This is a genomic window from Pseudomonas sp. SBT1-2 (assembly GCF_028640875.1).
Taxonomy (GTDB): domain Bacteria; phylum Pseudomonadota; class Gammaproteobacteria; order Pseudomonadales; family Pseudomonadaceae; genus Aquipseudomonas; species Aquipseudomonas chlororaphis_I.
In genome coordinates this window covers 53,750-76,702 of record NZ_JAQZAA010000090.1, presented here as the reverse complement: position 1 = coordinate 76,702, position 22,953 = coordinate 53,750, and the positions used below count along the sequence as shown (strand labels likewise).

Below are 22,953 nucleotides of genomic sequence, written 5' to 3'. Positions count from 1 at the left end.
GGTGATGTTCTGTTCCATTATTCCTGGGGCACTTCATGCAAAATTCAATCGGCGCACCAAAGCAGAGGCTCAGTCTCAGCGATCCACGAGTGCGTGCGTGGTTATTCCAGATCGTCACGATTGTCGCGGTGATCTCGCTGGGCTGGTTCCTGTTCAACAACACTCAAACCAACCTCGCGCACCGGGGGATCACTTCCGGTTTCGACTTCCTCGAGCGCAGCGCCGGCTTCGGCATCGCTCAGCACCTGATCTCCTACACCGAAGCGGACAGCTATGCCCGGGTGTTCGTGATCGGCCTGCTCAACACCCTGCTGGTCACCTTCATCGGCGTGATCCTGGCGACCATCCTCGGTTTCATCATCGGTGTGGCGCGCCTGTCGCAGAACTGGATCATCAGCAAACTGGCGACCGTGTATGTGGAAGTGTTCCGCAACATTCCGCCGCTGCTGCAAATCCTGTTCTGGTATTTCGCGGTGTTCCTGACCATGCCGGGGCCGCGCAACAGCCACAACTTCGGTGACACCTTCTTTGTCAGCAGTCGCGGCCTGAACATGCCGGCGGCCCTGGTGGCCGACGGCTTCTGGGCGTTCGTGATCAGCATCGTGGTGGCGATTGTCGCCATCGTGCTGATGTGCCGCTGGGCCAATAAGCGCTTCGAAGACACCGGCGTGCCGTTCCACAAGTTCTGGGTCGGCCTGGCGCTGTTCCTGGTGATCCCGGCGCTGTGCACGCTGATTTTCGGCGCCCCGCTGCATTGGGAAATGCCGGAGCTCAAGGGCTTCAACTTCGTCGGTGGCTGGGTGCTGATCCCGGAACTGCTGGCCCTGACCCTGGCCCTGACCGTCTACACCGCGGCGTTCATCGCCGAGATCGTGCGTTCGGGGATCAAGTCGGTGAGCCATGGCCAGACCGAGGCGGCCCGTTCCCTCGGCCTGCGCAACGGTCCGACCCTGCGCAAGGTGATCATCCCGCAGGCCCTGCGGGTGATCATTCCGCCGCTGACCAGCCAATACCTGAACCTGGCGAAGAACTCGTCCCTGGCGGCCGGTATCGGCTACCCGGAAATGGTTTCGCTGTTCGCCGGTACCGTGCTCAACCAGACCGGCCAGGCCATCGAAGTCATTGCCATCACCATGAGCGTGTACCTGGCGATCAGCATCAGCATTTCCCTGCTGATGAACTGGTACAACAAGCGCATTGCGCTGATCGAGCGGTGAGGAAACGCGCATGAGCACTCATACTTTCAAACCCGACATGCCACCCCCTCACAGCAGCATCGGGATCGTGGCGTGGATGCGGGCACACATGTTCTCCAGCTGGATCAACACCCTGCTGACCCTGTTTGCCTTCTACCTGATCTACCTGGTGGTGCCGCCGATCCTCAGCTGGGCGATCTTCGACGCCAACTGGGTGGGCACCACCCGCGCCGACTGCACCAAGGAAGGCGCCTGCTGGGTGTTCATCCAGCAGCGCTTCGGCCAGTTCATGTACGGCTACTACCCGGTGGACCTGCGCTGGCGCGTGGACCTGACCGTGTGGCTGGCGGTGATCGGCGTGGCGCCCTTGTTCATCGCCCGGGTTCCGCACAAGGCCATCTATGGCCTGAGCTTCCTGGTGCTGTACCCGATCATTGCCTACAGCCTGCTGCACGGTGGCTATCTCGGCCTGAGCAACGTAGCGACCAGTCAATGGGGCGGCCTGATGCTGACCCTGGTGATCGCCACTGTCGGCATCGTCGGCGCCTTGCCGCTGGGCATTGTGCTGGCATTGGGACGACGCTCGAACATGCCGGCGATTCGTGTGGTCTGCGTGACCTTCATCGAGTTCTGGCGCGGCGTGCCGCTGATCACCGTGCTGTTCATGTCCTCGGTGATGCTGCCGTTGTTCCTGCCCGAAGGCATGAACTTCGACAAGCTGCTGCGGGCGCTGATCGGGGTGATCCTGTTCCAGTCGGCCTACATCGCCGAAGTGGTGCGCGGCGGCCTGCAGGCGATTCCCAAGGGGCAGTACGAAGCGGCCGCGGCCATGGGCCTGGGCTACTGGCGCAGCATGGGCCTGGTGATCCTGCCGCAAGCCCTGAAGCTGGTGATCCCCGGCATCGTCAACACCTTCATCGCCCTGTTCAAGGACACTAGCCTGGTGATCATCATCGGCCTGTTCGACCTGCTCAACAGCGTGAAACAAGCCGCCGCCGACCCGAAATGGCTGGGTATGGCCACCGAAGGCTATGTCTTCGCGGCCCTGGTGTTCTGGATTTTCTGTTTTGGTATGTCCCGCTACTCCATGCATCTGGAGCGTAAGTTGGACACAGGCCACAAGCGTTAGGAGTATCTCCATGAGTGAAGCGATCAAAAAGCCTGTGGGCCCTGAAGGCATTATTCAGATGCAGGGCGTGAACAAGTGGTACGGCCAGTTCCACGTGCTCAAGGACATCAACCTCAACGTCAAGCAGGGCGAGCGCATCGTCCTGTGCGGGCCTTCCGGCTCGGGCAAGTCCACCACCATCCGTTGCCTGAACCGCCTGGAAGAACACCAGCAGGGCCGCATCGTGGTCGATGGCGTGGAGCTGACGAACGACCTCAAGCAGATCGAAGCGATCCGCCGGGAAGTCGGCATGGTGTTCCAGCACTTCAACCTGTTCCCGCACCTGACCATCCTGCAGAACTGCACCCTGGCGCCGATGTGGGTACGCAAGATGCCCAAGCGCAAGGCCGAGGAAATCGCCATGCATTACCTGGAGCGCGTGCGCATTCCGGAGCAGGCGAACAAATACCCGGGCCAGCTCTCCGGCGGTCAGCAGCAGCGTGTGGCGATTGCCCGGGCGCTGTGCATGAAGCCGAAGATCATGCTGTTCGACGAACCGACGTCGGCCCTCGACCCGGAGATGGTGAAAGAGGTGCTGGACACCATGATCGGCCTGGCCGAAGACGGCATGACCATGCTCTGCGTGACCCACGAAATGGGCTTCGCCCGTACCGTGGCCAACCGGGTGATCTTCATGGACAAGGGTGAAATCGTCGAACAGGCCGCGCCTAACGACTTCTTCGACAACCCGCAGAACGAGCGGACCAAGCTGTTCCTGAGCCAGATCCTGCACTGATCCAGGCACAGCCTTGAAAATGAACCCGGCCTGGCGCCGGGTTTATTTTTGCCCGGCGTTCATGAGGTGGCGAGGCGCGGCTGCTGCGGCTGGTCGTCGGTCGTCGCTGGGGCCTGCTGCGCGCTGAGGGCATGCACCTCGGCCATCAGTTCGGGATGACGATCGAGCAGGCGCATCAGCATGAACAGCGGCTGGGGTGGGGCGACCTCGCCGCGCTCGTAGCGGGAGAAGGCGTTATGCCCACCGCCGGAGAGCAGCCTCACCGCATCCTTCTGCGAAAGGTGCAGCTTGCGGCGGATGCGCTTCATCTCGCTGGCCATGAACTGCCGGCCGTCCTCCAGCAACTGGTCGCCGGCGCTGGCGTAGCGTTCGGCGCTGGCCGGGTCGAATTCGATTTCGCCGCAGGCCTGGCATTCCCAGCCATCCAGGCCGTCGACCTGCCGCAGCAGGTGCTTGTAATCGATCAGCTCGCTGCGATTGTTGAACGGCTGCATGCCGGCCGGGGCACCGCAGCTGACGCATTGTCTTTGTTTCATGGGTGTTTCTCCTTGAAGGAGATCACAGGGGGACCGCCGCCGGGGCGGTAAGTGACTTTGATGTACAGCTCCACGGAATCGATGTGGGTGTAATACACGTCCTGCCAGATTCGATGATCGAGATAGCTGGTCATCGACCTGTAGAGCATTTTCCCCTGCAGCCCGGCAATCACCTGCTGCATGTCCCGGCAGGTCAGGCCGAGGTGCCGGCCGCTGACCAGGGCGGTGCGGGTAAAGGCGACTGCCCCTAGCCGGGCGACATCCGCCTTGATCACCGACAGGTCGTAATGAGGTGTGTGCTTTTCCATAAGACACCTGGAGTCGAGATGAAATTACCCTTAAAGGGTTTTTTTAGCAATCGGATTTCCTTTCCGCTTGCTACCTGCGTGCATCGGTTTTGTTGTTCACCCACGCGAAGCTGACTAATATGCCAAAAAAATTCATCCGATGATTGGATGAAAAGGCGACTGCATATGACAGAAATTTCTCCTTTGATTAAACGCTCCCTGGTCGATCAGGCCCTGGAACAACTGCGCCAGCGCATCAATGACGGTGCATGGAGCATCGGCCAGCGCCTGCCGACCGAGCCGGAGCTGGCGGCGGAACTGGGCATCAGTCGTAACACTGTGCGCGAGGCCATGCGGGTCCTGGCGTTTTCCGGCCTGGTGGAGATTCGCCAGGGCGACGGCAGTTACCTGCGCGCGGTGGTCGATCCGCTGGATACCCTCAAGGCCCTGTCCCAGTGCTCCCTGGAGCAGGCGCGCGAAACCCGGCAGATCATCGAGACGGAGGCCATCGGCCTGGCGGCCTTGCGACGTACCGACCAGGATCTGCTGGAATTGCGCGAAGCCCTGGCCCTCAGCGGCGATCACTATCACGGCGATCTGGAGAGCTACATCGCCTGCGACCTGGTGTTTCACGGGCGCCTGGTGGACGCCGCGCATAACCCCACCCTCAGCGAGCTGTACCGCTATTTCTCCAGCGTGGTCGGCGCGCAACTGCGCCAGACCCTGAACATCCATCCCCGGCGCCAGGCCGTGTTCGATCTGCACATCGACCTGCTGGACGCCGTCGAGCAGCGCGACCCGGAGCGGGCCAAGGCCATTTCCCGGCAGCTGATCAATGAACCTTGAGACCGAGAGCACCATGTCCAGCCACCAGGCCAATAACCCGCCACCTATTGCTGTCCCTCGACGCGAGGCCGAGCTCGAAGAGCTGCTGATCGACGCCGAGGCCGACGATGCCGAGGTCCAGCAGAGCCACCCGGCGCCGCGTCGCCCGTGGCTGTTGCTGTTGGGGCTGATCCTGGTGGCGCTGAACCTGCGCCCGGCGCTGTCGAGCATGGCGCCGCTGCTCAGCGAGGTGTCGCGTAGCCTCGGGCTGTCGGCGGCCCAGGCCGGCCTGCTGACTACCTTGCCGGTGCTGTGCCTGGGCCTGTTCGCCCCGCTGGCCCCGGTGCTGGCGCGGCGCTTTGGTGCCGAGCGGGTGGTGCTCGGCATTCTGCTGACGCTGGCGTGCGGGATTATCCTGCGCAGCTCCCTGGGGGACGTCGGGCTGTTCGCCGGCAGCATCCTCGGTGGCGCCAGCATCGGTGTGATCGGGGTGTTGCTGCCGGGCATCGTCAAGCGCGACTTCGCCAAACACGCCGGCACCATGACCGGGGTCTACACCATGGCCCTGTGCCTGGGCGCGGCGATGGCCGCGGGGGCGACCGTGCCCTTGAGCCAGCACTTCGATAACAGCTGGGCGCTGGGCCTCGGCTTCTGGGCGTTGCCGGCGCTGGCGGCGGCGCTGTTCTGGCTGCCCCAGGTCGGCAAGCGGCAAGGCGCGCACCATGTGGCCTATCGGGTGCGCGGTTTGCTGCGCGATCCGCTGGCTTGGCAAGTGACGCTGTACATGGGCCTGCAATCCTCGCTGGCCTACATCGTGTTTGGCTGGTTGCCGTCGATCCTTATTGGCCGCGGCCTGAGCCCGACCCAGGCGGGGCTGGTGCTGTCCGGCTCGGTGATCGTCCAGCTCGCCAGTTCGCTGGCCGCGCCCTGGCTGGCGACACGGGGCAAGGACCAGCGCCTGGCAATTGTGGTGGTGATGCTGCTCACCCTCGGCGGCCTGTTCGGCTGCCTGTATGCCCCTATCGACGGCCTGTGGGGTTGGGCGATCCTGCTGGGCGTGGGGCAGGGCGGGACCTTCAGCCTGGCGCTGACCCTGATCGTCCTGCGTTCGAAGGACGCCCATGTGGCGGCCAACCTGTCGAGCATGGCCCAGGGCATCGGCTACACCCTGGCCTCCATGGGCCCGTTCGCGGTCGGCCTGGTGCATGACTGGACCGGTGGCTGGACCGCCCTGGGCTGGATTTTCGCGGTGATCGGCCTGGGGGCCATAGTGGCTGGCCTGGGCGCCGGGCGTGCGCTCTACGTGCAGGTCGAAAGCGAAAAAATCTGATCCGTCCCACTGTCGGTATTTGCGCGGCGAATGCCGATAGTGTTTCCCGGGTTTGCAGACTATCGTGCAGGCATCTTTCCCTGAGTCGGAGCCTGTTTCATGAGTGACGCCCACCGCGCCTTGATCACTGAGTTCTATAGCGCCTTCCAGCGCCTGGATGCCGAGGCCATGGCCGCCTGCTACACCGAGGATGTGCTGTTCAGTGATCCGGCGTTCGGCGAACTGCGCGGCCGCGATGCCGGGGACATGTGGCGCATGCTCACCACCCGGGCCAAGGACTTCTCCCTGACCTTCGACAAGGTGCGCGCCGATGAGCGCAGCGGCGAAGCCCACTGGGTGGCGACCTACCTGTTCAGCCAGACCGGCAATACCGTGGTCAACGATATCCAGGCGCGTTTCGTGTTCCGTGACGGCAAGATCTGCGAGCACCACGATCATTTCAATATGTGGCGCTGGGCCCGCCAGGCCCTGGGCACCAAGGGCCTGATCCTCGGCTGGACCCCGCTGCTGAAAAACGCCGTGCGCGCCCAGGCCCGCAAAGGCCTGAAAGCCTTCCAGGCCGGCCGCTGAATCGTTGCCTCTGGTAAGATCGCGGCTTGTTATCCACATGCCGCGATCACCGTGACCCGCCCCAGCCAATCCCCCGCCAACGACGCAGAATCTGTACCCGTGGTGAGCAAACCCTGGTTTGTCTACCTGGTGCGTGCCGCCAACGGCGCCTTGTACTGCGGCATCAGCGACGACCCGGTCAAGCGTTTCGCCAAGCACCAGAGCGGCAAGGGCGCACGCTTCTTCCTCTCCAGCCCCGCCGTCGCGCTGGTCTACACCGAAGCCTGCCGCGACAAGAGCGAAGCCCTGCGCCAGGAACGGCTGATCAAGAAACTCCGGAAAAGCGCCAAGGAATGCCTGGTGGCCAGTTGGGATCTGGCTACCTGATCCTGTCAGAGTGGGGGGGGTTCAACCCTGAAGCCAGCGCAGCAGGGCTTTCAGATTGTTTAGAACCGGGTTGTTACTTTGTAGTGCTTGGCTCCAATCTATGGTGATCGCCGCCAGGGCCACTTGAAGAAGAGCCAGGCCGCCGACTATCCAAGAGTAGAAACGATTGAACTTCAGGTTTTCAAATTGCACCTGATCGTTGCTGAGCGACTTTCGTTGCGCGATGCGTTTTTTCAGTAACTCGACTTTCTCAGTCAGGCTTTGCAGTTCATTTTCTGCTTCGGTTCGGAAAGCCCGATAATAGTACTGTTCGGCGAGTCGAGTTATAGCCTCTATTTTTTCCTCGATGCGCCCAATTTCTATACTTGCTTGTAGTAAAGAACCTAGACTTTCTGAAGTGTTCTGGGTAATGGTTGAAAGGACAGGATTTACTGCATCTCGACACTGAGCGTATTTGTGTTCAATCTCCCTTATGAGTGAAAGATACAGGTGGGAGCTTAAGTGGTCTGTTAGGTTGTAAGTGTCATCTATGTTGTCGACCAAGAAAGCGTTTATTTTTAATTTGTTGGACCAGAGATCATAGATGTAACTGGCGTCGCTTGTGGTGTCTTTGTAGTAACTGCAGCCAACTCCTGATGAGCTGATCAGGGCATAGTGATCTTGCTCGTTGGTAATGTCGTAGGAGTCAATGTAGTGAACATCTATTCCACTCTTGAGTTGGCCCGTGGTGATCTTGGTTCGTGCGCCTGTCTTGATGCCCAGGGGAGTGAGTAGTTTCTCGACGATTTGATGGGCGTCATCTACGAGAACACCGATCCCTTCGATCAAATGCTCATGTATATAGTCTATTGAGCGACTAATACGAAAGTTTTTTGAAAAGGGATTTATTGTTCTGAATTGGAAGTACTCTACTCGGTCGAGAATGTCTACTTTACATAGTCTTTTTTTAGATTCGGGCGTGAAGGAGAAATCGAAAGATAAATAATTGACGCTGTTAGTCAGCTGGATGAGCGTTATAGTACAGTCCCTGAACGCATCAGGTCTTACCGATATTCGGTCTACATGAAAGCGATAGGTGTCGTTGAATGGAATATAGGTGGAGTATTTGATTGGGAAGTCTGGCGCTTCAGTATGGGGAGTTGAAGTCTCAGGATCGTTTTTATCATGCAGGAATTCTTTTTTTTGAATCCATTCGATAAGGGATGTCAACTCGGTAGGCGTGATGGGGCAGATGACATTTATTGAGCTCCACCGGCCATTTCCATCAAGAATACCAGCGCTTTGGTAAGAGACCGTATCTGGAACTTGAAAAAACAGGTTGCCCAAATATGGACTGAAGTGATTTCTGAATGTGCGGGTGAAAAGCCTCGGAAACTTATTAACGCAGAAAAAGAGAAAACGGGTGTAGTACACCAGTACGGGTTTCATGTTCTTAATGGCCAAAGGCTGGATTCCCTATCATGCTCAGGCGGCTGGTCTGGTGAGGCGCGGTGCCCGATCAGTGTCGGTGATGGATGGTGATCAGACAGGTTATATAGGCTGTCCGGTCTTTGCACGCTAAGCTGGCTCTTCCTACTTATCCAGTGGAACCCCAGCATGTCAGAGTTGATTCTGCATCATTACCCGACCTCGCCTTTCGCGGAAAAAGCCCGGCTGTTGCTCGGCTTCAAGGGCTTGTCCTGGCGCTCGGTGAAGATCTCACCGGTGATGCCCAAACCCGATCTCACCGCGCTCACCGGTGGTTACCGCAAGACCCCGGTGCTGCAGGTCGGCGCCGACATTTATTGCGACACGGCGCTGATCGCCCGGCGGCTGGAGCAGGAAAAGGCCTCGCCGGCACTGTTTCCTGAAGGCCGGGAAATGGTCAGCGCGACCTTCGCGGCCTGGGCCGATTCGGTGGTGTTCCAGCATACGGTGAGCCTGGTGTTCCAGCCGGAGTCGGCGGCCGTGCGTTTCGGTCATTTGCCGCCGGAAGCGGTCAAGGCCTTCATGGCCGACCGCGCCGGGCTGTTCAGCGGCGGCAGTTCCACCCGGGTGCCGCTGGAGTTGGCCAAGCATCAATGGCCGACGCTGATGGCGCGCCTGGAGCAGCAGTTGCAGCGCGAGGAGGGCGACTTCCTGTTCGGCGATCCGTCGATTGCCGATTTCGCCATGGCCCATCCCCTGTGGTTCCTCAAGGGCACACCGGTGACCGCGCCGCTGGTGGACGCCTATCCGGCGGTGTCGGCGTGGCTGGCCCGGGTACTGGGTTTCGGTCATGGCGCTTCGAGTGCCATGACCTCCGAAGAGGCGCTGGAAGTGGCGCGCAGGGCTACCCCGGCAGCCTTGCCGGATGAACTTTTCATCGATCCGAACGGGTTTGAGGCTGGCCAGCAGGTGCGGATTGCGGCGACCGACTATGGCGTCGATCCGGTGGAGGGGGAGTTATTGTTTGCCGGGCGCGAGGAGTTGATCCTGCGTCGCGAAGACTCGCGCGGCGGGTTGGTGCATGTGCACTTCCCGCGTTTCGGGTTCCGCATCGAGGCGCTGTAAGGCTGAGAATTTATCGCGGGCCAGCTCGCTGTAGAAGTGAGCTGGCCCGTGATGAAGGTTTTAGCGCTGCAACGCCGCCATGATCTGGTCCGGGTCGTAGGTGCGGATCAGCGTGCCGTTCACATCGAGGATCGGAATTCCTCGTCCACCCAGGGCTTCATAGGCCTTGCGCGCCTCGGCATCCTTCTCGATATCGAACTCGCGAAAGGCAATGCCCTTCTGATCGAGAAAGCGCCGGGTGGCCTTGCAGTAGCCGCACCAGTCGGTGGCGTAGAGCACCACCCGGGCATTGGCCCGGACCTGCTCCGAGGCGGCCTGCGAGGGGTTGAACAGGCGCTCGATCTTGCCCCAGTTCTGGTACGCCACGACCACCAGCAGGATCAGCAGGAATTTCTTCAGCACGCCCTGCAGCATCAGTTGCGGCGCTTGAGCTGATCGGTCAGTTGGGTCGGCAGGCCCTTGATGATCAGGGTCCCGGCTTCCTCGTCATACTCGATCTTCGAGCCCAGCAGGTGCGCCTCGAAGCTGATGGACAAGCCTTCGGCGCGGCCGGTGAAGCGGCGGAACTGGTTGAGGGTGCGCTTGTCCGCCGGGATCTCCGGCGACAGGCCGTAGTCCTTGTTGCGGATGTGATCGTAGAACGCCTTGGGGCGGTCCTCGTCGATCAGCTCCGAGAGCTCTTCCAGGCCCACGGGTTCGCCGAGCTTGGCCTGGCTGCTGGCGTAGTCCACCAGGGCCTTGGTCTTTTCCCGGGCGGATTCTTCCGGCAGGTCTTCGCTTTCGACGAAGTCGCTGAACGCCTTGAGCAGGGTGCGGGTCTCGCCCGGGCCGTCGACGCCTTCCTGGCAGCCGATGAAGTCGCGGAAGTACTCCGAGACTTTCTTGCCGTTCTTGCCCTTGATGAACGAGATGTACTGTTTCGACTGCTTGTTGTTCTGCCACTCGGAGACGTTGATCCGCGCGGCCAGGTGCAACTGGCCCAGGTCCAGGTGGCGAGACGGGGTCACGTCCAGCTCGTCGGTCACCGCCACGCCTTCGCTGTGGTGCAGCAGGGCGATGGCCAGGTAGTCGGTCATGCCTTGCTGGTAGTGGGCGAACAGCACGTGGCCGCCGACCGACAGGTTGGATTCTTCCATCAGCTTTTGCAGGTGCTCGACCGCGACGCGGCTGAAGGCGGTGAAGTCCTGGCCGCCATCGAGGTATTCCTTCAGCCAGCCGCTGAAGGGAAACGCGCCGGACTCCGGGTGGAACAGGCCCCAGGCTTTGCCCTGTTTGGCGTTATAGCTTTCGTTGAGATCGGCGAGCATGTTCTCGATGGCCGCGGATTCAGCCAGTTCGGAATCGCGGGCGTGCAGAACTGCGGGTGTGCCGTCGGGTTTTTTGTCGATCAGGTGGACGATGCAATGGCGGATCGGCATGGGCTTCTCGGCTGGTTGGCGGGAGAGGGCGTAGCTCCCCGAAAAAGTGCCCAGTGTACCGCACCCGCTGGTTTTGGCGCTGTTTGAAGGGTGTGGAAGGCGGCTTGGGTCAAGCTTATGCATTTTTTTACGGATTTAGAGCAATAAAGCTGACCAAATGGCTAGGTAGAGGCGGATATTTCCCCGTCTCTGTGCTAGTTTTGCCCCGTCTTACGCGATGTCTCGGCGTTAAGCGTGCATTCAGCATTTGTCAGGTCGAACCAAACCCTGATTTCGGTATCTATAACCCCGATCTTTCGTGGTTGTGACCGGGGTGCCAGATCCACAAGATCTGGCTCGATGGCTGACACTGCACTCTGCAATCCAAATGAATTTGATAGGGAAGGAACACCACAATGGCTATTACTAAAGACCAACTGATCGCTGATATCGCTGAAGCTATCGACGCGCCGAAAACCACCGCGCGTAACGCTCTGGACCAACTGGCCCAGATCGTTGCTGATCAATTGGAAAATGGCGGCGAAATCACTCTGCCAGGTATCGGCAAACTGAAAGTGACCGAGCGTCCTGCCCGTACTGGCCGTAACCCATCGACTGGCGCTGCCATCGAAATCGCTGCCAAGAAAGTTATCAAGCTGGTTGTGGCTAAAGGCCTGACCGACTCGATCAACAAGTAAGACTGCAGTAAGACCGTGCCTCGGAACACTTCCGGGCACGGTTTTCAGGCTTTAAGGCCGCAACGATTTACGCAAGGTAAATCGCCGTTTTCCCCCTCGTACTATCCCTTCCGAACCCAACGCTCCTGGCGCCAGGCCTGTTGCTGTGCCTTGTCCTTGAAGGTCCAGGCGACGAAGCGGCTCTGTTTCTGCCCCTGTGACATCTCCACCACCTGGCTCTCCAGCGCCCCGGCCTTTTTCAGCGCGGCCTGAATCGCCGGCAGGTTCGAGGCTTTCGACACCAGGGTGCTGAACCACAACACCTGTTGCGCCACCTGGGCGCTTTCGCCGATCAACTGGGTCACGAAGCGCGCTTCGCCACCCTCGCACCACAACTCCGCCGCCTGGCCGCCAAAGTTCAGCACCGGCAGCTTGCGCTTGGGATCGGCCTTGCCCAGGGCTCGCCATTTGCGCTGGCTGCCGCGCGTGGCTTCCTCCAGGGAGGCATGGAACGGCGGATTGCACAGGGTCAGGTCGAAGCGTTCGTCGCTTTCCAGCAGCCCCAGCAGGATCTGCTTGCGGTTGGCTTGCTGGCGCAGGCCGATGGCCTTGTTCAGGCCGTTGGCCTGGACGATTGCCTTGGCGGCGGCGAGGGCGGTGGTGTCGATGTCGGAACCGAGGAACTGCCAGCGGTAATCGGTGTGGCCGATCAGCGGGTAGATGCAGTTGGCGCCGACCCCGATGTCCAGCACCCGCACCGCCGCGCCGCGGGGAATTACGCCTTCGTTATGCGCGGCCAGCAGGTCGGCGAGGAAGTGCACGTAATCGGCGCGACCGGGTACCGGAGGGCAGAGGAAGTCGGCCGGAATGTCCCAATGGGCGATGCCGTAGAACGCCTTGAGCAATGCCCGGTTGAACACCCGCACCGCCGCCGGGTTGGCGAAGTCGATGCTCTCCTTGCCGTAGGGATTGATGATCACGAAAGCCCCCAGCTCCGGGGTGCTCTTGATCAACTGCGCAAAGTCATAGCGGCCTTGATGGCGATTGCGCGGGTGCAGGCTGGCCTTTTCCCGTGGCGCGACGGCCTTGGCCGGAGCAGCGGGTTGAGACTTTTTGCGCGGAGCTTTGGGAGGGCGGGGGGCGGTCATGGGCGAAATCGGTTCGGGTATGGCTCAAAGTGGCGCGCATTGTCCCATATCTGCCCTGGCAGCGTGGCCTCTGTAGGCGCCGCCAGGATAACGTGGTGTGCCAGGAATAACGCTTCGCGGGTAAGCCTCGCTCCTACAGAGGCATGAGCCTTTCGGTCGGGTATAAAAAAGGGAGCCCTTTGCAGGGCTCCCTTTTTATGACCGCTCGAATCGCCGTTACAGGCTGGAGATCCGTGCGTGCTGCTCGGCCAGCTTGCCCAGAGCCTGTTCGGCTTCGGCCAGTTTGGCGCGTTCCTTGTCGATCACTTCGGCCGGGGCCTTGTCGACGAAGGCGGCGTTGGACAGCTTGCCGCCGACCCGCTGCACTTCGCCTTGCAGGCGCTGGATTTCCTTGTCCAGGCGCGCCAGTTCGGCACCCTTGTCGATCAGGCCGGCCATCGGCACCAGCACTTCCATCTCGCCGACCAGGGCGGTGGCGGACAGCGGTGCTTCGTCGCCGGCTTGCAGCACGGTGATCGATTCGAGTTTGGCCAGCTTCCTCAGCAGGGTCTCGTTTTCGCTCAGGCGGCGCTGGTCTTCGGCGCTGGCGTTCTTCAGGAACAACGCCAGTGGCTTGCCTGGGCCGATGTTCATTTCGGCACGGATGTTACGGGTGCCGAGCATCAGGCCCTTGAGCCATTCGATGTCGTCTTCGGCGGCCTGGTCGATGCGCGCTTCAACGGCCACCGGCCAGGGTTGCAGCATGATGGTCTTGCCCTGGATGCCGGCCAGCGGCGCCAGGCGCTGCCAGATTTCTTCGGTGATGAACGGCATGAACGGATGGGCCAGGCGCAGCGCCACTTCCAGTACACGCACCAGGGTGCGACGGGTGCCGCGCTGGCGCTCGACCGGCGCGTTTTCGTCCCACAGCACCGGCTTGGACAACTCCAGGTACCAGTCGCAGTATTGGTTCCAGATGAACTCGTACAGCGCCTGGGCCGCCAGGTCGAAGCGGAACTGGTCCAGCTGGCGGGTCACTTCGGCTTCGGTGCGCTGCAGCTGGGAGATGATCCAGCGGTCGGCCAGCGACAGCTCGTAGGCTTCGCCGTTCTGACCGCAGTCCTCGCCCTTGTCCAGCACGTAGCGCGCGGCGTTCCAGATCTTGTTGCAGAAGTTGCGATAGCCTTCGACGCGGCCCATGTCGAACTTGATGTCGCGGCCGGTGGACGCCAGCGAGCAGAAGGTGAAGCGCAGGGCGTCAGTGCCATAGCTGGCGATGCCGTCGGCGAACTCCTGGCGGGTCTGCTTCTCGATCTTCTTCGCCAGTTGCGGCTGCATCATGCCGGTGGTGCGTTTCTGCACCAGGGCTTCGAGCTCGATACCGTCGATGATGTCCAGCGGGTCAAGGACGTTGCCCTTGGACTTGGACATCTTCTGGCCCTGGCCGTCGCGAACCAGGCCGTGTACGTACACGGTCTTGAACGGAACCTGCGGTGTGCCGTCTTCGTTCTTCACCAGGTGCATGGTGAGCATGATCATCCGGGCGACCCAGAAGAAAATGATGTCGAAACCGGTCACCAGCACGTCGGTCGGGTGGAAGGTCTTGAGGAACTCGGTCTGCTCCGGCCAGCCCAGGGTGGAGAAGGTCCACAGGCCCGAACTGAACCAGGTGTCGAGGACGTCGTTGTCCTGTTGCAGTGCAACCTCAGGCCCGAGGTTGTGCTTGGCGCGCACTTCGGCTTCGTCGCGGCCGACATAGACCTTGCCCGATTCGTCGTACCAGGCCGGGATGCGGTGGCCCCACCACAGCTGGCGGCTGATGCACCAGTCCTGGATATCGCGCATCCAGGAGAAGTACATGTTTTCGTACTGTTTCGGCACGAAGGCGATGCGGCCGTCTTCCACGGCGGCAATGGCCGGCTCGGCCAGCGGCTTGGTGGAGACGTACCACTGGTCGGTCAGCCACGGCTCGATGATGGTGCCGGAGCGGTCGCCTTTCGGCACTTTCAGGGCGTGGTCGTCGACGCTGACCAGCAGGCCGGCGGCGTCGAACGCGGCGACGATTTCCTTGCGCGCCTGGAAACGGTTGAGACCGGCGAATTCGGCCGGGATCTTGCCATCGATGCTTTCGTTCAGCGTGCCGTCCAGGTTGAACACCTGGGCAGCCGGCAGCACTTCGGCGTTCTTGTCGAAGATGTTCAGCAGCGGCAGGTTGTGGCGCTTGCCGACTTCGTAGTCGTTGAAGTCGTGGGCCGGGGTGATCTTCACGCAGCCGGTGCCGAATTCAGGGTCGCAGTAGTCGTCGCCGATGATCGGGATGCGACGGCCCACCAGCGGCAGTTCGACGAACTTGCCGATCAGCGCCTTGTAGCGTTCGTCGTTCGGGTTAACGGCCACGGCGGAGTCGCCGAGCATGGTTTCCGGACGGGTGGTGGCGACGATCAGGTAGTCCAGGCCTTCGGCGGTCTTGGCGCCGTCGGCCAGCGGGTAGCGCAGGTTCCACAGCGAACCTTTCTCGTCGTGGTTCTCCACTTCGAGGTCGGAGATCGCGGTGTGCAGCTTGGTGTCCCAGTTGACCAGACGCTTGCCGCGGTAGATCAGGCCGTCTTCGTGCAGGCGCACGAAGGCTTCTTTAACGGCTTCGGAAAGACCGTCGTCCATGGTGAAGCGCTCGCGGCTCCAGTCCACGGACGAGCCCAGGCGGCGGATCTGGCGGCTGATGTTGCCGCCGGACTGATCCTTCCACTCCCAGACTTTCTCGAGGAATTTTTCCCGGCCCAGATCGTGACGATTCTGGCCCTGGGCTTCGATCTGACGCTCCACCAGCATCTGGGTGGCGATACCGGCGTGGTCGGTACCCGGCTGCCACAGGGTGTTGCGGCCCTGCATGCGGCGGAAGCGGATCAAGGCATCCATGATCGCGTTGTTGAAGCCATGGCCCATGTGCAGGCTGCCAGTGACGTTCGGTGGCGGAATCATGATGGTGTACGAGTCGCCCGCGCCTTGCGGGGCGAAGTAATTCTCTGACTCCCAGGTCTGGTACCAGGAAGTTTCAATGGCGTGCGGCTGGTAGGTCTTATCCATGCGCGGCGGGACCCTATTGGCATTTATTCAGGAAAAGCCGGGAAGTATAGCGGGGATGAGCCGATGCGCGTAGAGCAGGCTGACGGCGGGAGGGCGAAAATTGCCCTATGAGCGGGGATTTCTGCCTGGCGCCAGGGCGTTATCGCGGGCAAGCCTCGCTCCTACAAATGGCTGGTGACCTGTAGCTGCGAGGTTTGTCCGCTGAATAAGTCAGGGGTCAGGCGTCGTATTGGCTCAGCAGGCGATCCATTCGCGCGTCGAGGCGGCGCTTGATTTCGGTTTCGATGTGCGGGGCGAAGTCGTCGATCACGTCTTGCATGATCAGTTGCGCGGCGGCGCGCAGTTCGCTGTCCAGGTGCAGCAGGGCATCCTGGCTCTTGGGCGCTGGAGCGGGTTTTGGTGTCGGTGCTGGTGCAGGGGCTGGAGCGGCCGCTACAGGAGCAGGTGGCGGTTCGACCACCGGAGCGGGGGCTGGTTGTGGTTCTGTCGGCGCCTCGTCGAGGGGTTCGACGGCAGGCTTGCCGCCGACCATATCGAACAGCAGTGGAATCTGCACTTCGCCGTCTACGGTCTCGGTCAGCAGCGGAGGTTGCAGGTCGTCATCGCCGAGCAGTTGGCGGATGGACTCGAGGTCATCCAGCAGGTGCGCGGACTTTTGCAGCGGTTTGGGAGTGTCCATCGATGGCTCAGAGTCGCTGTAAACGGTGATCTTGCAGAGGATAGCCCTGTTCGCGGTAGAAACGGAAACTCTCGCGAGCGGCCTGGCGGATAGTCGGGTCTTCCACCACCACTTCGGCGATGCGGGCAAACCGCTGGGCAAATGCCGGGACTTTCAGGTCCAGGTTGACCAGCAGGTCATGGTGCTCGCCGGGGTCGTCGCCCAGGCCGAGAACGATCAGGCCATCCGGCTCGCTTTCGGCGGGGCCGTGGGGCACGAAGGTTTCGCCCTTGAAGCGCCACAACCGGGCGTCGAGCTCATCGCGCTGGGCCGCGTCGCTGCAATGCAGGTAGATGCGGTGCCCCATGCGCCAGGCCTTGTCGGTGAGCTTGCAGGCGAAGTCCAGGCGTGCCGAAGGATCCGCGCTGGGAAGGATATAGAAGTCGACTTTGGTCATTGCGGTTCCTGAACCCGGGAGTGCGCCGCGTGTGGGCGGCGCACCCCGAGGTCATAGGTTTCAGGCTTTGGCGCGGTCCAGCAGGTACTGGGTCAGCAGGGGCACCGGACGGCCAGTGGCGCCCTTGTCCTTGCCGCCGCTGGTCCAGGCGGTCCCGGCGATATCCAGGTGCGCCCAGTTGTACTGCTTGGTGAAGCGCGACAGGAAGCAGGCAGCGGTGATGGTGCCGGCTTTCGGGCCGCCGATGTTGGCGATGTCGGCGAACGGGCTGTCCAGCTGTTCCTGGTACTCGTCGAACAGCGGCAGTTGCCAGGCACGGTCGTCAGCCTGAACGCCGGCGCTCAGCAACTGGCCGATCAACTCGTCGTTGTTGCCCAGGAGGCCCGAGGTATGGGAGCCGAGGGCGACCACGCAGGCACCGGTCAGGGTGGCGATATCGATCACCGCCTGTGGCTTGAAGCGCTCGGCGTAGGTCAGGGCATCGCACAGCACCAGGCGGCCTTCGGCGTCGGTGTTGAGGATTTCCACGGTCTGGCCGCTCATGGTGGTGACGATATCGCCCGGACGCGAAGCGGTGCCACTCGGCATGTTCTCGGCGCAGGCCAGGATGCACACCAGGTTGATCGGCAACTTGAGTTCCAGCACGGCGCGCAGGGTACCGAATACGCTGGCGGCGCCACCCATGTCGTACTTCATTTCATCCATGCCGGCGCCAGGCTTGAGGCTGATGCCGCCGGTGTCGAAGGTGATGCCCTTGCCGACCAGAGTGTACGGCTTCTCGGATTTCTTGCCGCCGTTGTATTGCATGACGATCAGGCGTGGTGGCTGGGCGCTGCCCTGGCCCACCGCATAGAACGAGCCCATGCCCAGTTCCTTGATCTTCTTCTCGTCGAGGACTTCGACTTTCAGGGCCTTGAATTCCTTGCCCAGGGCCTTGGCCTGCTCGCCGAGGAAGGTCGGGTGGCAGATGTTCGGCGGCAGGTTGCCCAGGTTGCGGGTGAAGGCCATGCCGTTGGCGATCGCCTTGGCGTGGGCCACGGCGCGCTCGACTTCGGCCAGCGCGGCCTTGATGGTCAGCAGGGTGATTTTCTTCAGGGCGCGCGGTTCGGCTTTCTGGCTCTTGAACTGGTCGAAGCTGTATTCGCCGTCCACCAGGGTTTCAGCCAGCAGGCGGGTCTTGCCGTAGCTGTCGCGGCCCTTGACCACCACTTCGTCCAGCGCCAGCACGGCATCGCTGCCGCCCAGGCCCTTGAGGGTAGCGAGGATGCCACTGACGATCTTGCGGAACGGGCGGTCGCCCAGTTCGGCGTCCTTGCCGGTACCGACCAGCAGGACACGTTCGGCCTTCAAGTTCGGCAGGGCGTGCAACAGCAGGCTCTGGCCGACCTTGCCGTCCAGGTCGCCGCGCTTGAGTACCGCGCCGATGGCGCCTCCGCTGAGCTCGTCGAGTTGTTTGGCAACGCTGCCGAGCTTGCGGCCTTCGCCGACGGCGACCACCAGGGTGGCGGTCTTCAACGTTTCCGGGCTAACGCTTTTTACAACCAGTTCCATGTCCGGGTCCCTGAATTAATGGTCAAAGAGCGCAGGGCCAATGCCGTGCGCCAGGCTTGTCATGTCTGTAGCTTTTATAAGGAGAGGCGTCGGCAGCGGCCAACGACAGGGCCGCCAGTTTGAACCCGGGCGGTCGAGGCTGACAACCCTCCCATGAGCGAACTTCGCCGCTTTAGAGGCCTGCGTGAGTATGCGCAGTGACAGGCGCATGCAATCACAGGATAATGCGCCATCTTTTTTCGGCGGCTCGGCTTCACGGGCCGTGTTTGCTTGTTTGGCCGCCTTAGCCTGACAACCCTGGAGTGTCTGGTTTGATCGTCTTCCGTTATCTATCCCGCGAAGTGTTGCTGACCTTGAGCGCCGTGAGTGCCGTTCTGCTGGTCATCATCATGAGCGGACGTTTCGTCAAATACCTCGCGCAAGCGGCCTCGGGCGCACTGGACCCGGGCTCGCTGTTCCTGATCATGGGCTTTCGCCTGCCAGGCTTCCTGCAACTGATCCTGCCGCTGGGGTTGTTCCTCGGCATTCTCCTAGCCTACGGCCGGCTGTACCTCGAAAGCGAAATGACCGTGCTGTCGGCCACCGGCATGAGCCAGCAGCGCCTGCTGGGCATGACCATGATCCCGGCCGCGCTGGTGGCCCTGCTGGTGGCGTGGCTGAGCCTGAGCCTGGCGCCGCAGGGGGCCAATCAGTTCCAGCTGCTGCTGAACAAGCAGGACGCCATGACCGAATTCGACACCCTGGTGCCGGGGCGCTTCCAGGCGCTCAACGACGGTACCCGGGTGACCTATACCGAACACTTGTCCGATGACCGCGCCAACCTGGGCGGTGTGTTCATCTCGGAAAAACGCCTGAGCCAGGACAAGAAGGACCAGGGCATCTCGGTGCTGGTGGCAGAGAAGGGGCACCAGGACATTCGTCCGGACGGCAACCGCTACCTGATCCTGGAAAACGGCTACCGCTACGACGGTAACCCCGGCCAGGCCGATTACCGGGTCATCAAGTACGACACCTACGGCGTATTGCTGGCCAAGCCGGACGTCAGCGACGAAGTCACCGACCGCGACGCCATGCCGACCCGCGACCTGATCGGCAACCCGGAACTGCGCGCCCATGCCGAGCTGCAATGGCGTATTTCCCTGCCGCTGCTGGTGTTTGTCGTGACCCTGATGGCGGTGCCGCTGTCCCGGGTCAACCCGCGCCAGGGCCGCTTCCTCAAACTGCTGCCGGCGATTCTTCTTTATATGGCTTACCTGACCATCCTGATCGCGGCCCGTGGCTCGCTGGAAAAGGGCAAGCTGCCGCAGGCGCTGGGCCTGTGGTGGGTACACGGACTGTTTCTATTGATTGGCCTCGGATTGCTGTACTGGGAACCCTTGCGTCTGAAACTGGCGAGCCGCCGCAGCATGAAGGAGGTGGCTCGTGGTTAAGCTCGATCGCTACATCGGCAACAGTGTCCTGCTGGCCATTCTGGCGGTACTGGGGATCATTCTTGGCCTGGCGTCGCTGTTCGCCTTCATCGACGAAATGGGCAGTGTCAGCGACAACTACACCGTGATGGATGTGCTGAGTTTCGTGGTCATGACGGCGCCGCGCCGGCTCTACGAAATGCTGCCGATGGCGGCCCTGATCGGCTGCCTGATCGGCCTGGGCAGCCTGGCCAGCAACAGCGAGCTGACCATTATGCGCGCCGCTGGCGTGTCCATCGGGCGGATCGTCTGGGCGGTGATGAAGCCGATGCTGTTCCTGATGCTGGCCGGTGTGCTGATCGGCGAGTACGTCGCTCCCGCCACGGAAAGCCAGGCACAGGCCAGTCGCGCGCTGGCCCAGGGTTCGGGCGACGCGCAAAGTTCCAAGCGCGGCCTGTGGCACCGTCAGGGCGAGGAGTTCATCCACATCAACGCCGTGCAACCCAATGGCCTGCTGTATGGCGTGACCCGTTACCACTTCGACGATCAACGGCACATGTTGTCCTCGAGCTTCGCCCGCCAGGCCCGCTTCGAAGAGAACTACTGGCAGCTGAGCGACGTCACCACCACTTATTTCCGTGAAGGCCATACCGAAGTCATCAATACCCCTCAGGAACGCTGGGACGTGGCCTTGAGCCCGCAACTGCTGAGCACTGTGGTGATGGCGCCGGAATCCCTGTCGATCAGCGGTCTGTGGGGCTATATCCACTACCTGGCCGATCAGGGCCTGAACAACGGTCGCTACTGGCTGGCGTTCTGGGTCAAGGTGCTGCAACCGCTGGTCACCGCGGCCCTGGTATTGATGGCGATCTCGTTCATTTTCGGCCCGTTGCGTTCCGTGACGCTCGGCCAGCGGGTATTCACCGGCGTGCTGGTGGGGTTCACCTTCCGCATCGCCCAGGACCTGCTGGGCCCGTCGAGCCTGGTATTTGGCTTCTCGCCGCTGTTCGCGGTGCTGGTTCCCGCCGGTTTCTGTGCCCTGGCCGGGTTCTGGCTGATGCGCCGGGCCGGCTGACCGGCGCCAATGACGCCACGCGCAAGAGCAACGCCCCTGTCGAAAGACCGGGGCGTTTTGCGTTTATGCACCACTGACAGGCGAACGTGACGCTTGCGTCGTCTATCAGGTACAATTCCCGGCTATTTTTCGGCGGGCTATGCCTGCAGCCTTTTTGAGTGTTGATCCGTGAGTGATTTGAGTCATATCCGCAATTTCTCCATCATCGCCCACATTGACCATGGCAAGTCGACTCTGGCCGATCGCTTCATCCAGATGTGCGGCGGCCTGGCCGAGCGCGAAATGGAAGCCCAGGTTCTGGACTCCATGGACCTTGAGCGTGAACGCGGGATCACCATCAAGGCCCACAGCGTTACCCTCTATTACAAAGCCCGCGACGGCATCACCTACCAGCTGAACTTCATCGACACCCCGGGCCACGTGGACTTCACCTATGAAGTCAGCCGCTCGCTGGCCGCCTGTGAAGGCGCCTTGCTGGTGGTCGACGCTGGCCAGGGCGTGGAAGCGCAGTCGGTCGCCAACTGCTACACCGCCATCGAGCAGGGCCTGGAGGTCATGCCGGTGCTGAACAAGATCGACCTGCCGCAGGCCGATCCGGACCGGGTCAAGGAAGAGATCGAGAAGATCATCGGTATCGATGCCACCGACGCCGTGACCTGCAGTGCCAAGACCGGCCTGGGTGTCGACGAGGTGCTGGAGCGCCTGGTAACCACCATTCCCGCGCCGACCGGCAACATCGAGGATCCGCTGCAAGCGTTGATCATCGACTCCTGGTTCGACAACTATCTGGGCGTCGTGTCCCTGGTTCGCGTGCGCCATGGCCGCGTGAAGAAGGGCGACAAGATCCTGGTGAAATCCACCGGCAAGATCCACCTGGTGGACAGCGTCGGTGTATTCAACCCGAAACACACCGCCACCACCGATCTGAAGGCCGGTGAAGTGGGCTTCATCATCGCCGGCATCAAGGACATTCATGGTGCACCGGTTGGTGACACCCTGACCCTGAGCTCGACCCCAGACGTCGAAGTACTGCCCGGCTTCAAGCGCATTCAGCCGCAGGTCTACGCCGGCCTGTTCCCGGTCAGCTCCGACGACTTCGAAGACTTCCGCGAAGCCCTGCAAAAGCTCACGCTGAACGACTCGTCGCTGCAATACACCCCGGAAAGCTCCGACGCACTGGGCTTCGGCTTCCGTTGCGGGTTCCTCGGCATGCTGCACATGGAAATCATCCAGGAGCGCCTGGAGCGCGAATACGACCTGGACCTGATCACCACGGCGCCGACGGTGATTTTCGAGTTGCAACTGAAGAATGGTGAGACGATCTACGTCGATAACCCGTCGAAGTTGCCGGATCTGTCGTCCATCGAGGACATGCGCGAGCCGATCGTGCGGGCCAATATCCTTGTGCCGCAGGAGCACCTGGGTAACGTCATTACCCTGTGCATCGAGAAACGCGGCATACAGCACGACATGCTGTTCCTCGGCAGCCAGGTCCAGGTGACCTACGACCTGCCGATGAACGAAGTGGTCCTGGACTTCTTCGACCGCCTCAAATCCACCAGTCGTGGCTATGCTTCGCTGGATTATCATTTCGATCGCTACCAATCGGCTAATCTGGTCAAGCTGGATGTGCTGATCAACGGTGAGAAAGTCGACGCCCTGGCATTGATCGTGCACCGTGACAACGCGCACTACAAAGGGCGTGCGTTGACCGAGAAGATGAAGGAACTGATTCCTCGGCAGATGTTCGACGTGGCAATCCAGGCCGCCATTGGCGGGCAGATTGTGGCGCGGACAACCGTCAAGGCGCTCAGAAAGAACGTACTGGCCAAATGCTACGGTGGTGACGTTAGCCGTAAGCGCAAGCTGTTGGAAAAGCAGAAGGCCGGTAAGAAACGCATGAAGCAAGTGGGTAACGTGGAGATTCCACAAGAAGCCTTCCTTGCCGTGCTCAGGTTGGATAGTTAGGTCC

General features: G+C 61.4%; 22 protein-coding genes. 12 read left to right on the top strand and 10 right to left on the bottom strand.

The window, feature by feature from the left end:
• Window positions 1–35 precede the first annotated feature (35 nt).
• The 3 genes from PVZ78_RS19300 to PVZ78_RS19290 are packed head-to-tail and all read left to right on the top strand — an operon-like array spanning window position 36 to window position 3,100.
• Window positions 36–1,217 carry an amino acid ABC transporter permease gene (locus PVZ78_RS19300; RefSeq protein WP_041985830.1) on the top strand — a complete coding sequence of 394 codons (1,182 nt, stop codon included), beginning with the start codon at window positions 36–38 and terminating at the stop codon, window positions 1,215–1,217.
• 10 nt (window positions 1,218–1,227) lie between these two features.
• Window positions 1,228–2,325 (top strand): amino acid ABC transporter permease, encoded by a 1,098-nt coding sequence (locus tag PVZ78_RS19295; protein WP_016702713.1) that lies wholly within the window; start codon window positions 1,228–1,230, stop codon window positions 2,323–2,325.
• Between the two features lie 10 nt (window positions 2,326–2,335).
• Window positions 2,336–3,100 (top strand): amino acid ABC transporter ATP-binding protein, encoded by a 765-nt coding sequence (locus PVZ78_RS19290; protein WP_009047107.1) that lies wholly within the window; start codon window positions 2,336–2,338, stop codon window positions 3,098–3,100.
• A 59-nt stretch (window positions 3,101–3,159) separates the two neighbouring features.
• On the opposite strand, the gene PVZ78_RS19285 is transcribed toward PVZ78_RS19290, so the two are convergent.
• Window positions 3,160–3,636: a type II toxin-antitoxin system MqsA family antitoxin gene (locus PVZ78_RS19285; protein ID WP_009047108.1), complete on the bottom strand. Its 477-nt coding sequence runs from the start codon at window positions 3,634–3,636 to the stop codon at window positions 3,160–3,162.
• Window positions 3,633–3,944 (bottom strand): type II toxin-antitoxin system MqsR family toxin, encoded by a 312-nt coding sequence (locus PVZ78_RS19280; RefSeq protein ID WP_038630657.1) that lies wholly within the window; start codon window positions 3,942–3,944, stop codon window positions 3,633–3,635. Before PVZ78_RS19280 ends, PVZ78_RS19285 begins: the two co-directional genes overlap by 4 nt.
• Before the next feature lie 165 nt (window positions 3,945–4,109).
• On the opposite strand from PVZ78_RS19280, the gene PVZ78_RS19275 reads away from it, so the two are divergent.
• From PVZ78_RS19275 to PVZ78_RS19260, 4 genes are all read left to right on the top strand, one after another.
• Window positions 4,110–4,769: a FadR/GntR family transcriptional regulator gene (locus tag PVZ78_RS19275; protein WP_009047110.1), complete on the top strand. Its 660-nt coding sequence runs from the start codon at window positions 4,110–4,112 to the stop codon at window positions 4,767–4,769.
• Window positions 4,759–6,078, top strand: a complete 1,320-nt coding sequence (locus PVZ78_RS19270; protein ID WP_028681716.1) for a CynX/NimT family MFS transporter — start codon at window positions 4,759–4,761, stop codon at window positions 6,076–6,078. Before PVZ78_RS19275 ends, PVZ78_RS19270 begins: the two co-directional genes overlap by 11 nt.
• 99 nt (window positions 6,079–6,177) lie before the next feature.
• Window positions 6,178–6,648, top strand: coding sequence for a nuclear transport factor 2 family protein (locus PVZ78_RS19265; protein ID WP_009047112.1), 471 nt, complete (start codon window positions 6,178–6,180; stop codon window positions 6,646–6,648).
• Between the two features lie 51 nt (window positions 6,649–6,699).
• Complete coding sequence (locus PVZ78_RS19260) at window positions 6,700–7,014, top strand: GIY-YIG nuclease family protein (protein WP_009047113.1); 315 nt, start codon at window positions 6,700–6,702, stop codon at window positions 7,012–7,014.
• A 21-nt stretch (window positions 7,015–7,035) separates the two neighbouring features.
• On the opposite strand, the gene PVZ78_RS19255 is transcribed toward PVZ78_RS19260, so the two are convergent.
• Window positions 7,036–8,457, bottom strand: a complete 1,422-nt coding sequence (locus PVZ78_RS19255) for a hypothetical protein (RefSeq protein ID WP_028681717.1) — start codon at window positions 8,455–8,457, stop codon at window positions 7,036–7,038.
• A gap of 153 nt (window positions 8,458–8,610) precedes the next feature.
• On the opposite strand from PVZ78_RS19255, the gene PVZ78_RS19250 reads away from it, so the two are divergent.
• Window positions 8,611–9,546, top strand: a complete 936-nt coding sequence (locus PVZ78_RS19250) for a glutathione S-transferase family protein (protein WP_273829090.1) — start codon at window positions 8,611–8,613, stop codon at window positions 9,544–9,546.
• A gap of 60 nt (window positions 9,547–9,606) precedes the next feature.
• Here the strand turns inward: PVZ78_RS19250 and PVZ78_RS19245 are convergent, their stop codons facing one another.
• Both PVZ78_RS19245 and yejK read right to left on the bottom strand, forming a co-directional pair.
• Window positions 9,607–9,960, bottom strand: a complete 354-nt coding sequence (locus PVZ78_RS19245; RefSeq protein WP_009047116.1) for a glutaredoxin family protein — start codon at window positions 9,958–9,960, stop codon at window positions 9,607–9,609.
• The gene (yejK, locus tag PVZ78_RS19240; protein ID WP_007932136.1) at window positions 9,960–10,964 is read right to left on the bottom strand and encodes a nucleoid-associated protein YejK; all 1,005 of its coding nucleotides are present in this window, start codon (window positions 10,962–10,964) and stop codon (window positions 9,960–9,962) included. The genes PVZ78_RS19245 and yejK overlap by 1 nt, the downstream gene beginning before the upstream one ends.
• Before the next feature lie 395 nt (window positions 10,965–11,359).
• Between yejK and PVZ78_RS19235 the strand changes: the two genes are divergently transcribed.
• The gene (locus tag PVZ78_RS19235) at window positions 11,360–11,641 is read left to right on the top strand and encodes an HU family DNA-binding protein (protein WP_007932138.1); all 282 of its coding nucleotides are present in this window, start codon (window positions 11,360–11,362) and stop codon (window positions 11,639–11,641) included.
• A 101-nt stretch (window positions 11,642–11,742) separates the two neighbouring features.
• On the opposite strand, the gene rlmF is transcribed toward PVZ78_RS19235, so the two are convergent.
• From rlmF to PVZ78_RS19210, 5 genes are all read right to left on the bottom strand, one after another.
• The gene (rlmF, locus tag PVZ78_RS19230; protein ID WP_016702718.1) at window positions 11,743–12,768 is read right to left on the bottom strand and encodes a 23S rRNA (adenine(1618)-N(6))-methyltransferase RlmF; all 1,026 of its coding nucleotides are present in this window, start codon (window positions 12,766–12,768) and stop codon (window positions 11,743–11,745) included.
• A gap of 216 nt (window positions 12,769–12,984) precedes the next feature.
• Complete coding sequence (locus PVZ78_RS19225) at window positions 12,985–15,831, bottom strand: valine--tRNA ligase (protein ID WP_009047118.1); 2,847 nt, start codon at window positions 15,829–15,831, stop codon at window positions 12,985–12,987.
• A 217-nt stretch (window positions 15,832–16,048) separates the two neighbouring features.
• Entirely contained in the window at window positions 16,049–16,510 is a 462-nt protein-coding gene (locus tag PVZ78_RS19220; protein WP_273829089.1) for a DNA polymerase III subunit chi, read from the bottom strand.
• Between the two features lie 7 nt (window positions 16,511–16,517).
• On the bottom strand, window positions 16,518–16,946 hold the full coding sequence (locus tag PVZ78_RS19215) for a DNA polymerase III subunit chi (protein ID WP_007932146.1): 429 nt from the start codon (window positions 16,944–16,946) through the stop codon (window positions 16,518–16,520).
• A 60-nt stretch (window positions 16,947–17,006) separates the two neighbouring features.
• Entirely contained in the window at window positions 17,007–18,497 is a 1,491-nt protein-coding gene (locus tag PVZ78_RS19210; protein ID WP_009047121.1) for a leucyl aminopeptidase, read from the bottom strand.
• Between the two features lie 311 nt (window positions 18,498–18,808).
• Here PVZ78_RS19210 and lptF point away from each other — a divergent pair, with 311 nt between their 5' ends.
• From lptF to lepA, 3 genes are all read left to right on the top strand, one after another.
• Window positions 18,809–19,927, top strand: a complete 1,119-nt coding sequence (gene lptF, locus PVZ78_RS19205) for an LPS export ABC transporter permease LptF (RefSeq protein WP_009047122.1) — start codon at window positions 18,809–18,811, stop codon at window positions 19,925–19,927.
• Window positions 19,920–20,981, top strand: a complete 1,062-nt coding sequence (gene lptG, locus PVZ78_RS19200; RefSeq protein ID WP_016702720.1) for an LPS export ABC transporter permease LptG — start codon at window positions 19,920–19,922, stop codon at window positions 20,979–20,981. Before lptF ends, lptG begins: the two co-directional genes overlap by 8 nt.
• Window positions 20,982–21,149: 168 nt before the next feature.
• Window positions 21,150–22,949, top strand: a complete 1,800-nt coding sequence (gene lepA, locus PVZ78_RS19195; protein ID WP_007932152.1) for a translation elongation factor 4 — start codon at window positions 21,150–21,152, stop codon at window positions 22,947–22,949.
• Window positions 22,950–22,953: the final 4 nt, after the last annotated feature.

Coding starts and splice junctions, on each gene's coding strand:
- PVZ78_RS19280 (WP_038630657.1), bottom strand. CDS start 3,944: ATGGAAAAGCACACACCTCATTACGACCTGTCGGTGATCAAGGCGGAT.
- PVZ78_RS19215 (WP_007932146.1), bottom strand. CDS start 16,946: ATGACCAAAGTCGACTTCTATATCCTTCCCAGCGCGGATCCTTCGGCA.
- PVZ78_RS19275 (WP_009047110.1), top strand. CDS start 4,110: ATGACAGAAATTTCTCCTTTGATTAAACGCTCCCTGGTCGATCAGGCC.
- yejK (WP_007932136.1), bottom strand. CDS start 10,964: ATGCCGATCCGCCATTGCATCGTCCACCTGATCGACAAAAAACCCGAC.
- PVZ78_RS19210 (WP_009047121.1), bottom strand. CDS start 18,497: ATGGAACTGGTTGTAAAAAGCGTTAGCCCGGAAACGTTGAAGACCGCC.
- PVZ78_RS19300 (WP_041985830.1), top strand. CDS start 36: ATGCAAAATTCAATCGGCGCACCAAAGCAGAGGCTCAGTCTCAGCGAT.
- PVZ78_RS19245 (WP_009047116.1), bottom strand. CDS start 9,960: ATGCTGCAGGGCGTGCTGAAGAAATTCCTGCTGATCCTGCTGGTGGTC.
- PVZ78_RS19220 (WP_273829089.1), bottom strand. CDS start 16,510: ATGGACACTCCCAAACCGCTGCAAAAGTCCGCGCACCTGCTGGATGAC.
- PVZ78_RS19225 (WP_009047118.1), bottom strand. CDS start 15,831: ATGGATAAGACCTACCAGCCGCACGCCATTGAAACTTCCTGGTACCAG.
- PVZ78_RS19250 (WP_273829090.1), top strand. CDS start 8,611: ATGTCAGAGTTGATTCTGCATCATTACCCGACCTCGCCTTTCGCGGAA.
- PVZ78_RS19270 (WP_028681716.1), top strand. CDS start 4,759: ATGAACCTTGAGACCGAGAGCACCATGTCCAGCCACCAGGCCAATAAC.
- PVZ78_RS19295 (WP_016702713.1), top strand. CDS start 1,228: ATGAGCACTCATACTTTCAAACCCGACATGCCACCCCCTCACAGCAGC.
- PVZ78_RS19265 (WP_009047112.1), top strand. CDS start 6,178: ATGAGTGACGCCCACCGCGCCTTGATCACTGAGTTCTATAGCGCCTTC.
- PVZ78_RS19285 (WP_009047108.1), bottom strand. CDS start 3,636: ATGAAACAAAGACAATGCGTCAGCTGCGGTGCCCCGGCCGGCATGCAG.
- rlmF (WP_016702718.1), bottom strand. CDS start 12,768: ATGACCGCCCCCCGCCCTCCCAAAGCTCCGCGCAAAAAGTCTCAACCC.
- PVZ78_RS19235 (WP_007932138.1), top strand. CDS start 11,360: ATGGCTATTACTAAAGACCAACTGATCGCTGATATCGCTGAAGCTATC.
- PVZ78_RS19290 (WP_009047107.1), top strand. CDS start 2,336: ATGAGTGAAGCGATCAAAAAGCCTGTGGGCCCTGAAGGCATTATTCAG.